Source organism: Sphingobacterium sp. IITKGP-BTPF85 (genome assembly GCF_001006065.1).
GTDB lineage: Bacteria > Bacteroidota > Bacteroidia > Sphingobacteriales > Sphingobacteriaceae > Sphingobacterium > Sphingobacterium anhuiense.
In genome coordinates, this window is the sequence record NZ_ASZT02000109.1 from 1 (window position 1) to 17,846 (window position 17,846).

Annotated in this window: 22 protein-coding genes and 1 pseudogene; 12 read left to right on the forward strand and 11 right to left on the reverse strand. The window is 40.3% G+C overall.

Annotated elements, in window-relative coordinates:
* Window positions 1-6: 6 nt before the first annotated feature.
* Window positions 7-105 (forward strand): riboflavin kinase, encoded by a 99-nt coding sequence (locus L950_RS28025; RefSeq protein ID WP_410528140.1) that lies wholly within the window; start codon window positions 7-9, stop codon window positions 103-105.
* A gap of 146 nt (window positions 106-251) precedes the next feature.
* Here the strand turns inward: L950_RS28025 and L950_RS18110 are convergent, their stop codons facing one another.
* Window positions 252-2,255: a M13 family metallopeptidase gene (locus L950_RS18110; protein WP_031287693.1), complete on the reverse strand. Its 2,004-nt coding sequence runs from the start codon at window positions 2,253-2,255 to the stop codon at window positions 252-254.
* An 83-nt stretch (window positions 2,256-2,338) separates the two neighbouring features.
* Here L950_RS18110 and L950_RS18115 point away from each other — a divergent pair, with 83 nt between their 5' ends.
* The 4 genes from L950_RS18115 (at window position 2,339) to L950_RS18125 (ending at window position 4,524) form a co-directional block, all read left to right on the forward strand.
* Window positions 2,339-2,977, forward strand: a complete 639-nt coding sequence (locus L950_RS18115; protein WP_021189028.1) for a DUF45 domain-containing protein — start codon at window positions 2,339-2,341, stop codon at window positions 2,975-2,977.
* A complete protein-coding gene (locus L950_RS18120; protein ID WP_021189029.1) occupies window positions 2,959-3,321 on the forward strand; it encodes a hypothetical protein in 363 nt (120 codons plus the stop codon). The genes L950_RS18115 and L950_RS18120 overlap by 19 nt, the downstream gene beginning before the upstream one ends.
* Window positions 3,322-3,445: 124 nt before the next feature.
* The gene (locus L950_RS33850; protein ID WP_231577408.1) at window positions 3,446-3,637 is read left to right on the forward strand and encodes a hypothetical protein; all 192 of its coding nucleotides are present in this window, start codon (window positions 3,446-3,448) and stop codon (window positions 3,635-3,637) included.
* Window positions 3,638-3,720: 83 nt separating this feature from the next.
* Window positions 3,721-4,524, forward strand: coding sequence for an oxygenase MpaB family protein (locus L950_RS18125; protein WP_021189031.1), 804 nt, complete (start codon window positions 3,721-3,723; stop codon window positions 4,522-4,524).
* A gap of 2 nt (window positions 4,525-4,526) precedes the next feature.
* On the opposite strand, the gene L950_RS33855 is transcribed toward L950_RS18125, so the two are convergent.
* Both L950_RS33855 and L950_RS33860 read right to left on the reverse strand, forming a co-directional pair.
* On the reverse strand, window positions 4,527-5,075 hold the full coding sequence (locus tag L950_RS33855; protein ID WP_021189032.1) for an alpha/beta hydrolase: 549 nt from the start codon (window positions 5,073-5,075) through the stop codon (window positions 4,527-4,529).
* Window positions 5,076-5,079: 4 nt separating this feature from the next.
* Window positions 5,080-5,508 carry a hypothetical protein gene (locus L950_RS33860; RefSeq protein ID WP_231577409.1) on the reverse strand — a complete coding sequence of 143 codons (429 nt, stop codon included), beginning with the start codon at window positions 5,506-5,508 and terminating at the stop codon, window positions 5,080-5,082.
* Between the two features lie 307 nt (window positions 5,509-5,815).
* On the opposite strand from L950_RS33860, the gene L950_RS18135 reads away from it, so the two are divergent.
* The 3 genes from L950_RS18135 (at window position 5,816) to L950_RS18145 (ending at window position 9,303) form a co-directional block, all read left to right on the forward strand.
* Window positions 5,816-6,865: a L,D-transpeptidase gene (locus L950_RS18135; protein ID WP_031287697.1), complete on the forward strand. Its 1,050-nt coding sequence runs from the start codon at window positions 5,816-5,818 to the stop codon at window positions 6,863-6,865.
* Between the two features lie 92 nt (window positions 6,866-6,957).
* A complete protein-coding gene (locus L950_RS18140) occupies window positions 6,958-7,719 on the forward strand; it encodes a murein L,D-transpeptidase catalytic domain family protein (protein ID WP_021189035.1) in 762 nt (253 codons plus the stop codon).
* Window positions 7,720-7,854: 135 nt separating this feature from the next.
* On the forward strand, window positions 7,855-9,303 hold the full coding sequence (locus tag L950_RS18145; RefSeq protein ID WP_021189036.1) for an IS1182 family transposase: 1,449 nt from the start codon (window positions 7,855-7,857) through the stop codon (window positions 9,301-9,303).
* A gap of 232 nt (window positions 9,304-9,535) precedes the next feature.
* Here L950_RS18145 and L950_RS18150 read toward each other — a convergent pair.
* From L950_RS18150 to yihA, 4 genes and pseudogenes are all read right to left on the reverse strand, one after another.
* Window positions 9,536-10,995, reverse strand: a pseudogene (locus tag L950_RS18150) (alanine/glycine:cation symporter family protein).
* A gap of 112 nt (window positions 10,996-11,107) precedes the next feature.
* Window positions 11,108-11,272 carry a hypothetical protein gene (locus L950_RS37440; protein WP_410528138.1) on the reverse strand — a complete coding sequence of 55 codons (165 nt, stop codon included), beginning with the start codon at window positions 11,270-11,272 and terminating at the stop codon, window positions 11,108-11,110.
* Between the two features lie 17 nt (window positions 11,273-11,289).
* Complete coding sequence (locus tag L950_RS18155) at window positions 11,290-12,015, reverse strand: 4-hydroxybenzoate octaprenyltransferase (RefSeq protein ID WP_410528139.1); 726 nt, start codon at window positions 12,013-12,015, stop codon at window positions 11,290-11,292.
* Between the two features lie 3 nt (window positions 12,016-12,018).
* On the reverse strand, window positions 12,019-12,726 hold the full coding sequence (yihA, locus tag L950_RS18160; protein ID WP_021189038.1) for a ribosome biogenesis GTP-binding protein YihA/YsxC: 708 nt from the start codon (window positions 12,724-12,726) through the stop codon (window positions 12,019-12,021).
* 284 nt (window positions 12,727-13,010) lie between these two features.
* Between yihA and L950_RS33870 the strand changes: the two genes are divergently transcribed.
* The 3 genes from L950_RS33870 to L950_RS18170 all read left to right on the forward strand — a co-directional run bounded on the left by L950_RS33870 (window position 13,011) and on the right by L950_RS18170 (window position 15,256).
* The gene (locus L950_RS33870; protein ID WP_231577411.1) at window positions 13,011-13,502 is read left to right on the forward strand and encodes an ABC transporter ATP-binding protein; all 492 of its coding nucleotides are present in this window, start codon (window positions 13,011-13,013) and stop codon (window positions 13,500-13,502) included.
* Between the two features lie 73 nt (window positions 13,503-13,575).
* Window positions 13,576-13,950, forward strand: a complete 375-nt coding sequence (locus tag L950_RS33875) for a DUF4162 domain-containing protein (protein ID WP_021189039.1) — start codon at window positions 13,576-13,578, stop codon at window positions 13,948-13,950.
* Entirely contained in the window at window positions 13,943-15,256 is a 1,314-nt protein-coding gene (locus L950_RS18170; protein ID WP_031287702.1) for an ABC transporter permease, read from the forward strand. Before L950_RS33875 ends, L950_RS18170 begins: the two co-directional genes overlap by 8 nt.
* Before the next feature lie 175 nt (window positions 15,257-15,431).
* On the opposite strand, the gene L950_RS18175 is transcribed toward L950_RS18170, so the two are convergent.
* Window positions 15,432-16,217: a PhzF family phenazine biosynthesis protein gene (locus L950_RS18175; RefSeq protein WP_021189041.1), complete on the reverse strand. Its 786-nt coding sequence runs from the start codon at window positions 16,215-16,217 to the stop codon at window positions 15,432-15,434.
* A 150-nt stretch (window positions 16,218-16,367) separates the two neighbouring features.
* The gene (locus L950_RS18180) at window positions 16,368-16,772 is read right to left on the reverse strand and encodes a nuclear transport factor 2 family protein (protein WP_021189042.1); all 405 of its coding nucleotides are present in this window, start codon (window positions 16,770-16,772) and stop codon (window positions 16,368-16,370) included.
* 123 nt (window positions 16,773-16,895) lie between these two features.
* Between L950_RS18180 and L950_RS18185 the strand changes: the two genes are divergently transcribed.
* Window positions 16,896-17,219 carry a winged helix-turn-helix transcriptional regulator gene (locus L950_RS18185; protein WP_021189043.1) on the forward strand — a complete coding sequence of 108 codons (324 nt, stop codon included), beginning with the start codon at window positions 16,896-16,898 and terminating at the stop codon, window positions 17,217-17,219.
* A 15-nt stretch (window positions 17,220-17,234) separates the two neighbouring features.
* Here the strand turns inward: L950_RS18185 and L950_RS18190 are convergent, their stop codons facing one another.
* A complete protein-coding gene (locus L950_RS18190; protein WP_031287704.1) occupies window positions 17,235-17,558 on the reverse strand; it encodes a hypothetical protein in 324 nt (107 codons plus the stop codon).
* 22 nt (window positions 17,559-17,580) lie between these two features.
* On the reverse strand, window positions 17,581-17,846 hold a 266-nt coding region (locus L950_RS18195), incomplete at its 5' end, for an SDR family oxidoreductase (protein ID WP_231577412.1).

A 17,846-nucleotide genomic window follows, 5' to 3' on the forward strand; every position in this document is an offset into this window, starting at 1 on the left:
AAATTCCTGCATTTCATCCGTCATGACGAACGTTTTGACTCCTTACAGGAAATGAAAGATCAGATCCAGGAAGATGAAAAACAAATCCGAGCATTACTTTTTTAAAAAGTTACTTAAATAATAAGTGAGATGGCTAGAAGACTCAGAAGTTAAAAAAATTCTAGCCTCTTAACTAAAATAATAGAAAAGCCCTTACAGGAATCTGTAAGGGCTTTCTATTTTAATCTCGATCTTTCCTATACAAATAAGAACTACCAGATCACAATTCTATCCGTTTTAGGGACAAATAATTTATCACCTTCCTTCGTACCGAATGCCTCATGAAAACCATCTAAATTGATGATCGGCGCAAAAGCACGATATTGAGCTGGCGAATGCGGATCTGTTTTCACTTGGTTCACAACAAACTCATCCGTTGTTTTAGTTCTCCAGATCGTAGCCCACGATAAAAAGAAACGTTGTTCTTGTGTATATCCATCGATCAGACCTGGGTTACCTTTATCTTTCAGGTACATTTTCAAGGCATCGAAAGCAACAGAAGAACCACCTAAGTCACCTATATTTTCACCCAAAGTAAAACGGCCATTCACCTTCACACCCGGTACCGGTTCATAAGCTTCAAACTGTTTTACCAATGCATCAGCAGAAGCTTCAAACTTCGTCTTATCCTCTTCGGTCCACCAGTTGTTCAAATTACCGTTTCCATCATATTTAGCTCCTTGATCATCAAAACCATGAGACAGCTCATGACCGATAACCGCACCGATACCACCGAAGTTAACCGCTGCATCTGCCTTATAATCATAGAATGGAGGCTGTAAGATCGCTGCAGGGAATACAATTTCATTAAACAAAGGACTGTAATAAGCATTGACAGTTTGTGGTGTCATACCCCATTCCGATTTGTCAACAGGTTTACCTTGCTTATCTAAATTCTTTGCAAAAGCCCATTTACGCTCGCTCAGGATATTATCAAATAAAGAAGTACCCACATTTAACGTAGTGTAATCTTTCCATTTGTCCGGGTAACCGATCTTCACATTGAATTTCGAAAGTTTCTCTAAAGCCTTTACTTTCGTATCGGCCGACATCCACTTCAGATCATTGATATGCTGCTGGAAAGATTTGATCAGGTAACCGACCAATTCCTCTGCCTGCTCTTTTGCTTGTGGCGGGAAATTCTCTTTCACGTAAAGTTTACCCAAAAGCTCGCCTGCCACACTGTTGACAAATTCAACTCCTCTTTTTTCCAACGCACGCTGTTCTTTTTGACCCTTCAATTTTTTACCCCAAAAATCAAAATTAAGTTGATCCAGGTCCGCTGTTAAATATGCCGCCGCATCATTCATCACGTTAAATTTCAAGACCTCCTTAATCGCTTCTAGGTTTTCAGGCTTCAACACCTTGTCTAGGTTCTGATAATAAGCCAGTTCCGAAACAATCACTGTATCCGCTTTAAAACCAGTATCTTTCAGATATTTGGCAATATCAATGTTTTTGACCATTTTCTTCAGATCAGCAACAGCAACCGGATTATAACGCTTTTCAGCATCACGGGACTGCTCCACTGTTTTCAGGTTTTTAGCCAGTTCTTTTTCAAAAGCAACAATCTTCGGACCCTTTAAGTCACGCGTACGCTGACCGACTTTACTATAAAGCGCCGAGATAAAATTAGAATAATCACCTAAAGTTTCCGTATTCTTAGCATCTACAACCTGGTAGTAAGAACGCCCCAGACCTAAACTTGCAGCACCTAAATAAACCGTATTGACGTTACTATTTTTTAAGTGTGCATAGACATAAGCACCGAAAAAAGGATTGCCACCGATTGGCGTCACCTCAACCAGATAATTGTACAGACCGTTAAAATCCTTGATCGCATCGATTTTATCCAGATAAGGTTTAATTGGAGTTACGCCCAATTGGTTACGTTTATCAAAATCAATATAAGAGCGATATAAATCACCGATCTTTTGACCGTCAGAACCTTTTGCAAAAGTGGTACTTAAAGATTCTTTCAAGATCTTCAACGTCGCAATGTCTGTGTTTTCACGAAGCTCGTCAAAAGATCCCCATCGCGCTTTATCCGAAGGTATCGACACTGTCTTCATCCATTGACCGTTTACAAAATTGTAAAAGTCATCCTGAGGACGAACACTCTTATCCATAAAGGCTGTATTGATTGCCGGCTGCTGTTGTGCAAAGAGCATTCCTCCACACATCAGTAAAGCGGCAAGAACTGAATGTTTTTTCATATTACCGTTTATTTGTTTTAATTTGATGACAAACTTAATAAAAGTTAGTATTATGTTTACAAGGTCGAACATTTAATTTCAGTATGCAAATCGAAATAGCTGGAAAAAACTATCAAATCATTACAACCGATTCCAAAGAAATCCGCTTGGAGCAACATCCGGGCCTTGCGCGCATTTTTGCTCCCGTCGACTTTGAAATCAGCACCTTAGAACAGTTTATTAAAAATAACAAGAATAGCCAAACAGTTTCTGAAGAAGTCGAGTATCAAGAACATCCGGTTCGTCTCTTTCAACAAAACTATTTACTCAAACTCATCAAGAATAGCACCTCGAACAAAATTCTGGTTAAAAACAGAACCATTACCTTTTACTGTAAAGGGATCACTTATCAAAAACAGCTCCATGACTGGCAGAAACAATTTATACTCCAGCAGCTAGCAGACGAAATCGGCTATTGGGAAGAAAAATTAAATGTGCTGGTGGGTAAGATCAAACTTAGGGCATTGCCAAAGAGTCTCTACAGCCTGCAGGCAGAACATAACATTACTTTTAGCACATCGGTCACGTGCTTATCGGTCTCGGAACTCCATTACCTGGCCTTTAAAGCCATTGCTTCACAGATTTCATTGGATCCAAAGATCAGAACAACATATTTTCCAGACGAACAGCAGCTCGAACATCAACTAGCTTATACACTAAAAACATGTCAACAATCACATTAAACATACCGGTTACAGATACAGCATTACAGAAAATCAAGCAAAATTTCACCTTATTGCTCGATCAGATCACAGCCGAAGACCGCAAACAGCTGCAGGAAGCGGTATTCGACAGCCTATCCGACAAAGATGGCGCACCGCAGATCGGCGATCTTAGCGTCTCGAGTTTCACTTTCAACGATATCGAAAAGAAAGGTAGATTTCGAATCAGCTTCAACATCGACCGCCAATTTTGCTGCAGTGATACGACCTCCTGCCAGTCCGATTACGTTGATTTCGATTTCTCCTATACATCTGGGAACATCGTTGCTACAGGCAATTTTATGAATTGGGATATAGACAATTAAGATGGAAATACCGAGCCGATTCAAAACAAATACCTCCTCCTTTCATCATTATTGGACCGCAGGTGCCGGAGTAGAACTGTTAAAAAAACTGCCAAAGCAGCCCGACCTTCGGGAAGCAAACAAGTTGGTGCCCTACCTCTTCACCTGCGATGAACCGGCAGACGAATTGGTCAGAAAGCTCCATCAGCAAGTTGGTTTTGGCAAGGGACAGCAATTACTGCGTGCGTATTTAGTTGCTCCGGAAAATGTCGATGAGCCTATAGAGAAGCACTTGACACTTTTTTCTCCTCGATTGAGAGTTCAGCGTCCTGGTTAAACTGGGAACTGCTGGAAAGTGGCATCGCAGTAAGTCAGCGCGCAGGATTAAGCGGTCTGATCGTCTTGCGCGACTACTGCCTCATGGGTGGTTACGAATCGGCAGCAATCAATAAACCACTTATCTATACCGGTGCACTAAAAAAAGGAGCCGTGAAGCGCCTGGCAGATACAGTAGACTTTTGGGTAGACATCATGGAAAATGGAGCTTTAAAAAGCGGGCAGATCGGTTATCAAAAAGTAATGGAAACCCGCATGATCCATGCTTTCTCACGGATCAATATTCTGGCGAAGACGGATTGGGACAAAAATGAATGGGGCCTACCGCTCAATCAGTGGGACATGCTTGCCACCAACCTGGGATTTTCGCTGGTCTTTATCGTCGGGTTACAGCGCATGAAATTTCAGATCCTTCCAGAAGAAATAACAGCAGTGCTTCACCTCTGGAAATATATCGGTTACTTGTTAGGTATCCCCTTGCAACTACTTCCTGACACGGAACAACAGGCTATTGAAGCGCTTTACTACTGGACCATGACACAAAAAGAAGGCGATGCCGATTCCAGGTTATTGGCCCAGGCCCTACAGGAAGAGCCTATAGCCGCGTATTATCCGGAATCAGCGCTGGGACGTAAAATGATGCGCGAAATTCATCTCTATTATAACCATTTTCTCCTAGGCAGCTATTCCTGTAGACTTTTAGGCCTCGACACCACCAGAATTGGTGCCATAGCCTATCTCAATGTTTTAAAAAACAAAATGCGTAATAACAAGTCCAGACTTACCCAACAACGTCAGCTTCTCATCAATAAAGGAAGAGCCGAGCAATTGGAAGTCAAGAGAATCTACTTAACCTACAATAACCGGGAGAACAACAAGCAATACTAACACTATTTCGCTAAAGCAATACTATTTGCTTTTAGCATCGTTTTAAATTTCGGACTGCGAATATAGCTATTGAATGCATGGCTTTCCATACCCGAGAAGTCTGTTTTATCAAAGCAGGTATACTGCTTCACCAGCTCATTGTACACATTATCTTTATAGCCCAGGTCGGTCGGATTAAATTTATCGGCAAAAAAACCGAAAAACTTCTTCAGCATCTTATCTGTATTATTGATTGTAATGTGCATTTTTTTCACCTGTGGACTTATCGTACAGAAGGAGTCATTGCCTGCCTCCTGCGATTTAAAATCAGCTAATCCGATTGCTGGAGCTAGCATAATACAGGTAATCCGGTTTTTATTCTCCAAGAGTTCTTTCGCGTTTTCCACATCAACATTATGAATTTCCTTGATGTCTTTTACAAACTTTTCATTGAAATGCGGTTCCGCCAATGCACTCAGTACCACAGAAGCACCTCGACTGTGTGAAATGATATAGATATCTTTATTTGAAATCGTATTCAGCACACGCCTTAAACCAAACTCACCGGCCATCTGACTAAAGGAAGTCGCGGTAAACCAGATTTGCCCCGGCAAAAGGATTGCTCGTCCATAGCCCGTCCCAATAAAAACGCACAATCTCATCATCCTTAGCATTGACTTTAATAAGCTTCTGGATATAACCGTAACTCTCATTTACTTCTTCATTGTTTGCATTAAAGCCGTGAACAAACACAAAAACGCGTTTCTTCGTTTTCACACGCTCTTTAAATTCCCTTAGTTTTTTCACTTCAAATCCCGTCAGCTCATCCGTGATACCTTTGTCTGCCGCGATTTTCATTAAAGAGTAAGCATCTCTTTTTCCATTACTAGGTGGGCTGCCGTACGTCTTACGCCAATTATCAGGATAAAAATTCCCGTTTTGATCCACAAAAGAATTGGAAATATTGGGTTTATCAAACGAATTCGGCTTCTGTGAAAGAGGCACATTGTGCATAATCCCACAGGACGATATAAATACAAGTATTATTAAGTAACGTAAGTTTGAAATCATATACATTAAAAATAGCAGAAATTATTGATACAACCTCATCATTATAAAATTGTTTTACTGCCATTCAATATATAGTCGATAAATGAAAAATTTAACTCTTACTATTCCGCGAGCACCTTGTATCTTTAATCCATCCATGTAAATCTCGGCACTATGTTTGGTAATGAAATCATTCAGAAAAGGGGCATCGATACAATAATGTACCTTTCTCAACAGTAAAAATCTTAATGAGCCCTGTTTTATGAAGCATTTGTACATTAAAAACATTTTAATATATAGTTTTTTCGTTTCCTTTTTGTTTATTTCTTGCCAACAAGGACAATCAAAAAATGATCCGGAAGAAAAGAAAAAGGAGAAAACAAAAGATTCAATCGATGCGATTAGAAAGAAAGAAGAAGAAATTGCTAAGGCCAAACCAAAAACAGGGGCAGATATTGAAATCACCAAAGAACTCCAGTACACCAAGTATACATTAGAAGACACTTATCCCTATAAAGATACAGTAAGGCAATTTCAATGGGATAAAATAAAAGAAAAACTGGCTTTTGTTGAAAATTTCCAGAACGGCGGCGCTATTTATGGTGTGCTGCAAAACTATCAGAATTCAAATGGTGAGGCACCTACTATTCCACATTTCAAAAGAGATTCCTATAAACGTGTTGCTGACTCCCTAGGAACAGAACGCTACCAAGCGAGTCCCTTATATCGTGAAGGCGAAACCAAATTACCTTCCATTTATGGTAGAGATGGCTGGCTGGTTAAACTGCAGAGTAGCGACACGTTACAACGTGTCAAAGTGGAAGGTGTTTCCTTCGAAGGAACTTGGGAAGTACCGAAAAGATACCTCAAAACAATAGGCGATTCTGTCAGATTTGACAAAGTAATCGTCGTGGATGTTACAAACCAAAATATTTGTACACTGGATAAAACAGAAAAAGGATGGGCAGTAAGAAGCATGAATCCAGCCACTACAGGCCGTCACAAGCCTCCTCATGCACAGGAAACTCCTACTGGAATCTTTGTTTTACAGGAGCATAAATCCAAGATGTTTTATTTCAAAGATGGCACAAAATCTATCGAAGGTTATGCCCCATTTGCAAGCCGTTTTACGGCCGGAGCGTACGTACACGGCGTTCCTGTCAATAATCCGAACGGTAAAGTGATCGAATACAGCTGGAGCTTAGGCACCATCCCGAGGTCACATATGTGTGTCAGAAATGCGTCATCACATGCACAATTTGTTTATAAACGGTCAAAAGACTTCCAGACTTTGGTAATAGTTATTGATTAACGATAATTAAGATACTGATTAACAATTTTTTACACTTTTTAACTATCTTTAGTTCTTAAATTTGCTATCGAAAAACAAATAAGGGATAAAGTATGGAGAAATTAGTGTTCATTTTATTTATGGGTTTGTATGCAGCGTTGTTCTCAGAATCTAAAAATGTAGTACCGACAGAAATTCATAAAAAAGAAATTACAGTTAAAAAGAAAATATCAAAAGTAGATGCACTCTACGAAAGCATGAATCTCAAAGATGTAGTCAATTATAAAGCATTTAAAGAAGCGATGGAAGGCTATAGATTACTTCCCGCCAAAAACAAAGATGTATTATCAATCATTGACTTCACTTTACCATCTACTGAAAAAAGGCTTGTCGTCCTAGACCTTAAAAACGAAAAAGTCCTTTTTCATTCGCTCGTTTCACACGGTAAAAATAGCGGTAGTAATTACGCTACTTCTTTTTCAAACACGCCGGAGTCATTCCAGAGCTCATTGGGCTTTTATGTAACGGAGAATACTTATCAAGGTTCAAATGGTTACTCTTTGGTTTTAAATGGACTGGAAGAGGGCTTTAATGATAGAGCCAAATCAAGAGCTGTAGTGGTTCATGGCGCAGATTATGCAAATCCACGCATCGTAAGTTCATTGGGACGCTTAGGACGAAGCTACGGCTGTCCTGCGCTGCCTAGAGAGTTAGCGAAGCCTATTATCAATACCATTAAAGATGGATCATTACTATTCATCTATGCCGACAACCAGGAGTATATAGCCAAATCAAAAGTGCTGAATCACCGGGATGATCTTACCGCCTACTATGAGAAAGATATGGCCGGAGATAAATTCGGAAAAATGAATTAAACATAAAAAAATCCCTCAACACTTGTCAGGGCACTGAAAAAGTCTCCCTTTAAATAGGGCTAAAAAAAGGAGTGGAAAACAACAGTTTTCTGCTCCTTTTTTCGTATCTTAAAGTAGGCTTTAACGGACATTAGGATGCTTTCTCCCCAACAAAAAATACAGTTCAGTTCCTATTCAGGATTGTACGATATCATTGTTCCAAAAGACAATCTACTTCGAAAAATCAACGATCTTATCGATTTCAGTTTTATCTATGACGAGCTTTTGACGAAGTACTGCCATACTAATGGTCGTACAGCTGAGAGCCCAATCAAGATGTTCAAGTACCTTCTTTTAAAAACGATCTACACCGTTTCAGATGTTGATGTCGTTGAGCGTTCCAGATATGATATGTCCTTTAAATACTTTCTTGAAATGGCTCCAGAGGAGGATGTGATCAATTCAAGTTCGCTTACTAAATTCCGTAAACTACGATTAAAAGATATGGATCTATTGAACCTGTTGATCAATAAGACCGTAACGATTGCTCTTGAAAAAGGTATCATAAAATCAAAGTCCATCATCGTAGATGCTACCCATACCCATTCCAGATCGAATCCATATACAGCATTGGAAGTACTTAAAGAACGCTCCAAGCTATTAAGGAAAGCGATATATCAGATTGACGGGGAATACAAGGAGAGTCTGCCACACAAGAACGAATCTAACGATCTAGATCAAGAACTTACCTACTGTAAGGAATTACAGCGGGTTCTTGAGCAGGATCAGGCTATCAGTGAAATACCGGCTGTTAAAGAGAAGTTGAACCTATTGAAGGAAACCATTGAAGACACAAAAGAATACTATCTGCTCTCTAAAGATGACCAGGCCAGACTTGGATATAAATCTGTAGATAGCAGTTTCTTTGGTTATAAAACACATCTAGCGATGACCGAGGAACGCATTATCACGGCAGCAGTCGTTACTACAGGCGAAAAAGGTGATGGCCCGGAACTGCCAAGGTTATTGGAGATCAGTCAACAAAATGGAATGGAAGTGGATACGATTATCGGTGATACTGCTTACTCGGGAAAGGAAAACCTGCAGTTGGCAAAGGAACAGGACATTGATATCATAGCTAAATTGAATCCGATAATCAGCCAAGGATACAGGAAACAAGCAAATCACTTTCAGTACAACAAAGACGCAGGAATGTTTGTCTGTCCGGCAGGCCATCTAGCAATCAGAAAGGCCCGTCAGGGCAAAAAGAACATTTGTAAAAACCAAGCAGACACATATTACTTTGATGTGGAGAAATGTAAGGTTTGTCCTCTTAGAGAAGGATGTTACAAAGAAGGATCCAGAACTAAGTCTTATTCAATCACCATAAAATCCGAACTACATAAAGAGCAAATGGCTTTCCAGGAAACCGATTATTATCGAAAAAAGTCTAAGGAAAGATATAAAATCGAGGCTAAGAACAGTGAGCTCAAGAATGTCCATGGTTACGGAAGAGCAGATTCCTATGGTGTCCAGAATATGGAAATGCAAGGTGCAATGGCGATCTTTACAGTAAACTTGAAAAGAATCCTGAAATTGATCTAAAAAGGAGGAGTATTGCCTCAAAAACAGTCTAATTGGGATGCTAAAAACTCAAATGGCAAGTCCTAGCCGACTAAACTTACAATAAGTCCATTAAAAAATAAACTTCCAGAAATCCATTAAAAAAAAATGACCGAGTAAGATAAACCCTATACTCAGTCATTTCTTTAAGACTCATTTAAAAATTGAGGCTTTTTCAGTGCCCTCACACTTGTTGAGGGATTTTTTATTCCTTTTATTTCTCTTTATCCCAGAACTCCGCATTCTTAATTCCCAGTTCCTTAGCACTGAATGTTGGATTCATATCCCCTCTTTTACGCTTCACTTTATAATCCTGCCATACCTTGAGCGCTGTTTTACTCATCAGTAAGATCGCGATCAGATTGACATAAGCCATCAGCCCTACACCGATATCACCGATTGCCAGGCAATCTCCGCTGTTTTCACAGAACCATAGTATACCGCCGCAAGAAATACAATACGCAATATCCAGGTGACCGCCGGACTTACCTTATTAGAAAAGATATACGATAAGTTGGTTTCCGCATAGTAGTAATAAGCCATAACCGTCGTAAATGCAAAGAAAAACAAAGCGATGGCCACAAAGCCATTTCCGATCAATGGAAAATGATGCGACACCGCCGCCTGTGTAAAGGCCGTGTAATTGACCCCTGGTATATGCTCCGATATAAAACCGACCAGTTGACCGGCTCCATCAAATTGCCCCACATTATACTGATTGGTAAATAAAATCATAAGTCCTGTTGCTGTACAAACGAATATTGTATCCACATACACCGAAAAAGCCTGTACCAAACCCTGCTGTGCAGGATGACTAACATCCGCTGCGGCCGCAGCATGCGGTGCGGTGCCCTGTCCGGCCTCATTACTATAGATGCCACGCTTAACACCCCAGGCAATCGCCATGCCCACAACGCCGCTAAAAGTGGCATTCAGGCTAAATGCAGAACTGAAGATAAGACCAAACACATCCAGAATCTGTGTATAATTTAAAGCGATGATCACTAAAGCCATTAAAATATACGCTCCCGCCATAAACGGCACCACTAGTTCAGCCACTCGGCCAATACGCTGTACACCGCCGAAAATAATAACAGCCAACAAAACCACCACTCCAATCCCCGTATAAGCGACAGGTATTTCAAATGCATTGTGCATCGAAGATGCAATAGCATTACTTTGCACGCCGGGAAGTAAAAAGCCTGTACTTGCAATGGTTATTAAGGCAAACAGAACCGCATACCACTTCACACCCAGACATTTTTCAATATAATAGGCAGGACCACCTTTAAACTCATCTCCGACCTGCTGTTTGAACACCTGTGCCAGCGTAGACTCCACGAAAGCAGATGCAGCACCTAGGAAAGCAATCGCCCACATCCAGAAAATTGCACCCGGACCTCCCATATAGATCGCAGTGGCCACTCCGATGATATTTCCTGTGCCCACGCGGCCCGAAATTGCCAATGCAAAGGCCTGAAAAGATGATATACCCTCGTCCGACTGCTTTTTCTGAAACAGCAATCGCAGCATATCTTTAATATAGGTCAACTGCAGAAATCCAGTCCGTACAGAAAAATACAGACCCGTCAACAGACACAGGTAAATAAAAACATCACTCCACACCAGTTCCGATGCGATTTTTACAAAATTTTCAAAATTATTATCTACCATAATCTAAGCTTTTACAAATAATTGGTGTACACATCCTAATAACAAGCCCTGAAAATATAAATTTTTATTCAGGATGGCACAAAAAATAGAGCAGAAAATACAAAAAGCCAGATTAATCAAGATTAATCTGGCTTTGACCATAAAAAATATAAATCTGGACGCTATCGGCTAATGCACGATAATATCCAGCAGATAGAAAAACTGCAAAAATAACAGATGCGATACCATTAGTCGTCATAAAAGCGCGATCTACGCGGCTAAGATCTGTTGGACTCACAATCCGGTGCTGATAGATTAGCAGACTGCCATAAAAACAACACCCAAATAATAGAACCATCCCACCTCCATATACAGAACCGGCAAGAGCACAAATATAAACGAACATACATGCAGGATCTCGGAAAAACGTAGCGCTCCTTTAGTACCCAACAATACTGGAATGGAATTCAGCTTATGCTCACGGTCAAACGCCTCATCCTGCAGAGCATAGATAATATCAAAACCGCTCACCCAGCACAATACGGCAAGGCCGTAAAGTACAGGAACAATATGAAACTGACCCGTTACCACAAGATATGCACCCACCGGAGCAAGCCCTAAACCTAGACCGAGCACCACATGACATAAAGCCGTAATACGCTTAGTATAAGAATAAAAGAGCACGACAAATAAAGCAATAGGTGACAACATAAAGCATAAACTGTTGATAAAGTAAGTCGCAACGACAAAAAACACACAGTTTATGATTGTAAATAGCAATGCCCCTCTAGCAGAAATCCGCCCAGCAGGTATATCGCGCATTGCCGTTCGAGGATTCAAAATATCGATATTACGGTCCAGATAACGGTTAAAGGCCATAGCCGCATTACGTGCGGTCACCATACAGACCAGCATTAATACGAGTAACTTCCAGTCAAAAGTATGATTCGTGGTATGTAAAGCCAGGAAAAAGCCAATAAAAGCAAAAGGCAATGCAAAAATACTGTGCGCAAACAGTACGAGGGACAGATACTTCTTCATGGACTACTCCTCTTCACCAGCGTGACGATAACGATCTGGATCCACATCACCATATTTATCTTCATCCCCTTCTTCATACCCGACTTCATTACTAGGAACCGTTAAATCAGGCATAACAAAACGGGTATTGATATCCCCGATCGTCTCTAAAATAGCATCACAGCCCGACTTCACTTCAGCAGAAGTTAGGAAACACTTTGGAATTTCCTCAAACCACTCCGCTAATGCTTTTCTAAATTTAGACATATTCACATCAGACTTCACATTAGACTGCTTATCAGCTTTCGTGAATACTAACATAAAAGGTAAACCCCGCTCACCTAACCAGTAACAGAATTCAAGATCTATTTTTTGAGGCTCATGACGGCTATCGATCAAAACAAATATACACTGCAAATTATCGCGATGCGTCAAATAACGGCGAATAAATTTCTCCCAAGCTTCACGGTTGGACTTCGATGTTTTTGCAAAACCATAACCCGGTAAATCCACTAGAAACCAATCGTCATTGATGATAAAATGGTTGATCAGTTGCGTCTTACCCGGTTTTTGAGAAGTTTTAGCTAAACCTTTCTTACCAACCATAGCATTGATCAGTGATGATTTACCCACATTGGAACGACCAATAAAAGCATACTCAGGGAGTTTGCCTTCTGGCAATTTATCAACTCGTGTATTACTACAGATGAATTCGGCTTTTTTAATTTGCATCTTGCAAAGGTAGCATAAAACTATCCTTTTGACAAATTGAACTCCGATCCGTTTCATTATTTAAAAACAAAAATGGAGGCAAAAGTGTAACGTTTCACAGATCAGCTTTACTAATGATAAAAATATGCTGGTAAACATGGCCATCTAACGCGCATCGGCACTATTAAATACCGAAGTACAGCAGGAGAGCATTTTGCTATAACACATTAAAGCACCAGGAATACCATGCCAGATAACCGATTTAAAAAAATAGATTAAACACATATGACTAACCAAAATAATACATGCTTTTAGAAATCAAAAATGTTGTAAAAGACTATGCCAGTCATAGAGCGCTGGACCATGTCTCCCTCAGTATTCCCAAAGGAAAAATATTCGGACTTTTAGGACCCAATGGGGCCGGTAAAACTTCCCTGATCCGGATCATCAACCAGATCACAGGACCGGACTCGGGCGAAATACTATTCGACGGAGAGCCATTAGCACCCAAACATATCGAACGAATTGGCTACCTCCCAGAGGAAAGAGGCCTTTACAAGAAGATGAAAATAGGAGAACAGATGCTTTACTTAGCACAGCTTAAAGGACTGAGTAAGAAAGAATCAAATGATCGAATAAATCATTGGTTTGAGAAGCTTGACATTTTGTCATGGTGGGATAAAAAGGTTGAGGACCTCAGTAAAGGTATGCAACAGAAGTACAGTTTGTTGCGACCGTACTCCACGAACCTGATCTTATTATCTTGGATGAGCCCTTCTCCGGATTTGACCCTGTAAACGCCAGTTTAATCAAAGATGAAATCCTTGAATTGAACCGAAAAGGCGCTACAATCATCTTTCGACGCATAGAATGGAGTCCGTCGAAGAACTTTGCGACCACATTGCACTTATTAACCGCTCCCAAAAGATCCTTGACGGCAATATTCATGACATCAAAAACAACTATAAAAATCAGACCTACAAAATCGAATTACAGGCCGTTAATGATGAAAAATCAATACGTATAGAAAATCTATACCATTTAAAAAATATAGAACAATCTGAAAACAAAATAATTATCACTATTAAGTTAAATCAAGACATTAGCATCAATCAAGTACTCATAAAGCTCTTACCTCTGGCCGAAATTCATCAAGTATTAGAAATAGTACCCTCTATCAATGATATTTTCATCGAGCAAGTGACCCTATCCAACAACGCTAAAAAAGAAACCGACCATGCATAAGATACTACTCATTATTCAGCGCGAATACTTCTCCCGTGTCAAAAAGAAATCATTCTTATTGATGACTTTTCTGGTCCCATTATTTTTCATTGCGCTTTACGGAGGGATATTTTATCTGACCAAGAAAAGTTTCAAAGACGCCCATGCACATGTATATATTCTGGATCAGCAGGGCAGTTTTGCAAAGCAGCTGAAAAGCGACCCTAACATTACTTTTACTGTCAGCGACCGCTCATTGCAGGATCTTAAAAAGCAGATTAAAGACGATGAGCAGAACAGCTCCATCCTGGTCATTCCGAAAGAAATTTATCAGCAGTCTACCATCGAGCTGATTTCAGCAGATAAAGCCAATATCACGATCCAGAATGCAATAGCAAGACAGCTTGAAGGCATCATCCGCATCGGCGAATACAAGAAGCTAGGTATCGACCCAGAGCTGTTACAATCGGTGCAGCCTCATATCAGCGTCAATGCCAAAGAGCTAACAGAAGGTGGCGAGGAGAAAAACAGTAACACAGGTATTGCTATGGGTATCGGTGTAGGTTTAGCCGTATTGGTTTACTTATCGCTGTTTCTTTATGGTGTACAGGTGATGCGTGGTGTAATTGAAGAAAAGAGCAATCGCATTATCGAAGTTATCATCTCATCGGTCAAACCTTTCCAGCTTATGATGGGCAAGATCATCGGTATCGGAATGGTCGGACTCACCCAGTTCCTACTCTGGATCATCTTGACCGGAGGCCTGGTTTTTGGAGCCACCAAACTGATCAATAAAGAAACCGTAGAACATGCTGCAATGCAACAAGGAGGTCCCGGCATGAACACGGTCAGTCAGGCACCGGCTTCAGGTCTTGGATTTGGCATTTTACAACATCTGGAATCAGTCAATGTCACCGAAATTATCGTTTGCTTCTTTCTGTTCTTCCTATCCGGTTATTTACTTTACAGCGCCATCTTTGCTGCAGTAGGATCGGCAGTGGATAGTGAAACAGAAGCCAACCAATTTACCATGCCCATTACCATGCCTTTGCTATTGACCTATGTCTTGTCGTTTGGAGTCATTATTAACGATCCTAACGGCCCCATTGCAACATGGCTAAGCTTTATACCTTTCACCTCCCCTATTGCCATGCTGGTCCGCATTCCGTTCGGTGTACCCACCTGGCAGATTGCTGTATCGCTGGCATTGTTGGTAAGCACCTTTCTACTGGTCACCTGGTTAGCAGCCAAAATATACCGTGTAGGTATCCTCATCTACGGAAAAAAGGCAAACTGGAAAGAAATCATCAAATGGATGAAGTACTAAACCCTTTTAAACGTAACAAAAACAGCTCTTTATTAATCCTAAAGAGCTGTTTTTAGTTTTAATTACCGTAAAACAAACATTTTAATATTAGGGACGATTTTTCACAATTTGTAGTGAAACCCAAAAAAATATATCAGACGCATCTTACGACACGAAGTACATCAATACTGTTTGATCAAATATAAATCTCGCCTTTCATATAAAGCACAGCATTTCCTGCCAGCTCTACCCTGTCGCCCAGCAGACGGCAGTATACTTCACCCGTACGTTCTGAAAGCTGAAATGCCCTCAATTCAGTTTTATTGAGTTGTCCTGCCCAATAAGGCGTCAGCGTCGTATGTGCCGAGCCACAGACAGGATCTTCATTAACACCGACCACAGGTCCAAAAAAGCGGGAAACAAAATCATGGTTTTCTCCCCTCGCCGTTACGATAAATCCCCTTGCAGCCATACCAGTCATCAAAGGTAGATTGGGTTTTAAAGCCTCGATATCATTTTGCTTCTCGAAAACCAGCATATAATCAGTCTTTCCGCGATAAGCTGCAATCGGTTTTTTATCCGTTACTGCCAGCAGTGCATCGGTCAATTCAGTTTCCGAAAACTGGTCTGCAGGAAAATTGAGCACAAATTTATCCTGCTGTACGCTTACGGGAAGTTTGCCACTTCTTGGCGAATAAAAATTAATCGTTTCCTTTACTTGCTTTTCACAATGGGCCAAAACGTAGGCCGTGGCAAGAGTTGCATGACCACAAAGATCTACTTCCGATGCAGGTGTAAACCAACGGATTTCATAACCATCACCTTTAGGCACATAAAAAGCGGTTTCCGATAGATTATTTTCTGCGGCGATCTTTAATAGAATATCGTCCGCCAGCCACTCCGTTAAGGGACAAACGGCCGCAGGGTTTCCTTTGAATACCATATCCGTAAAAGCATCTACCTGATAAATTGTTAATTTCATATTCTTATTCCTTTTAAACAAAGTTATCATATAAGTCTTAATGGATACAGATACAGCAACACGATTTTTATAGGATACAGCACAAAACACAGTTAATGCAATTAGGCAAAGCAGAACCCTAAAATCTTACCCTCATTTCCCCTTCAAATCTTAATTCTTCGCTGCACTGTTCCAAAAATCATCTTCCACTTCAATTCTTTCTGAAAACAGCCAGACTTCTTTTATTTTGTCATCTTCGATCCGCAATAGATCGACACCTTTCATCGCAAGTGTCCCCTCACCTTTTGCTGCTTTGAAATGAATTGAAGCTGCCACAAGATTTCCATTATCACTTGTATATTCAATATCATCAATAGCAAAGGTACCGTTGCTCCATTGCATAAAGTTCCCCAAATGAGCAAACACCGCTGCTTTTCCGGTATACGTTCCAGATTGAACACCTTTTCCCGGCTGATGCCATACAATATCATCTGCAAATAAACTTCCGACTGTATCAAAGTCTCCTGTTGCTACCGCATTAAAATACGACTGCACTATTTTTACGTTTTTTGACATCCTATTTAATTTTATAAGTAAGTAAATTATATGACAAATTTCTACATTTGCAGTACAATAGTCAAGTACCTACCTAAAAGTAGGGTACTTACGTTAAAGTAATAATTACTGATTTACAGCACAATGAATATAAATATAAATATTTCTGACGAAAACTGTCCCCTAAGGAAAACACTTGAAATCATTGGCGGAAAATGGACCATGCTCATTATTTTCCAGATTAACGAACGCACCATCCGTTACGGCGAACTGAAGCGCTGTATTGTCGGAATCAGTGAAAAAATGCTGATCAGCCAATTGAAGTTTTTATGCGATAAAGATATTGTCCATAAAAAGTCCTTTGCCGAAATCCCGCCAAAGGTCGAATATACCTTGACCGAAAAAGGAAAAGAATTGCTACCCATTATTCAGACCATCATCCAGTACGGCCTCAAGCATGACATTTAACCATACAAAAATACCTTATCCTGTAATTTTCAATGATTGTACCTGCTCATTAACAATCCGAACATGGTAAAACAGTACAACAGGGCTTCCAGTAAAATTTCCAGAAACTACTGCTTTTAATATGCTTTCGGTTTCTCCTTTTTTATAGCTCAATGGCTTCATGACGGTTTTATATTGCTCATTTGCTGCGACAATCCAATTTTCAATTTCTTTTCTCCCCCTGTATGTATTACTCTTGTCAACAATCAGGGCTGTTTCGGAAAAAAAAATTGCATAGGAGACACAATCAAAATTGTTCTGCGCACGAACTAATGCGGCCATTACTTGTGGTATGTTCATTTCAAGTGTTTTTTTAAGGTTTTTAAATTGTTGGAATTGTACCTCCGTCAATAATAAATTCTGTTCCTGTCAAATAAGCCGCTCTTGGTGACACTAAAAAACCGACCAATTCGGCCACTTCCTGAGGTTCTGCCGGTCGGCCATAAGGAATACCCCCCAAACTTTCCATGACCTGCTGCACCGCTTCATCAACAGAAATACCAGTTCTTTTCGCGATTTCATCCATCATCCTGTAGCACCATCTGTTTTGATCCAGCCCGGAGAGACTGTCAACACCCGAATACCTTT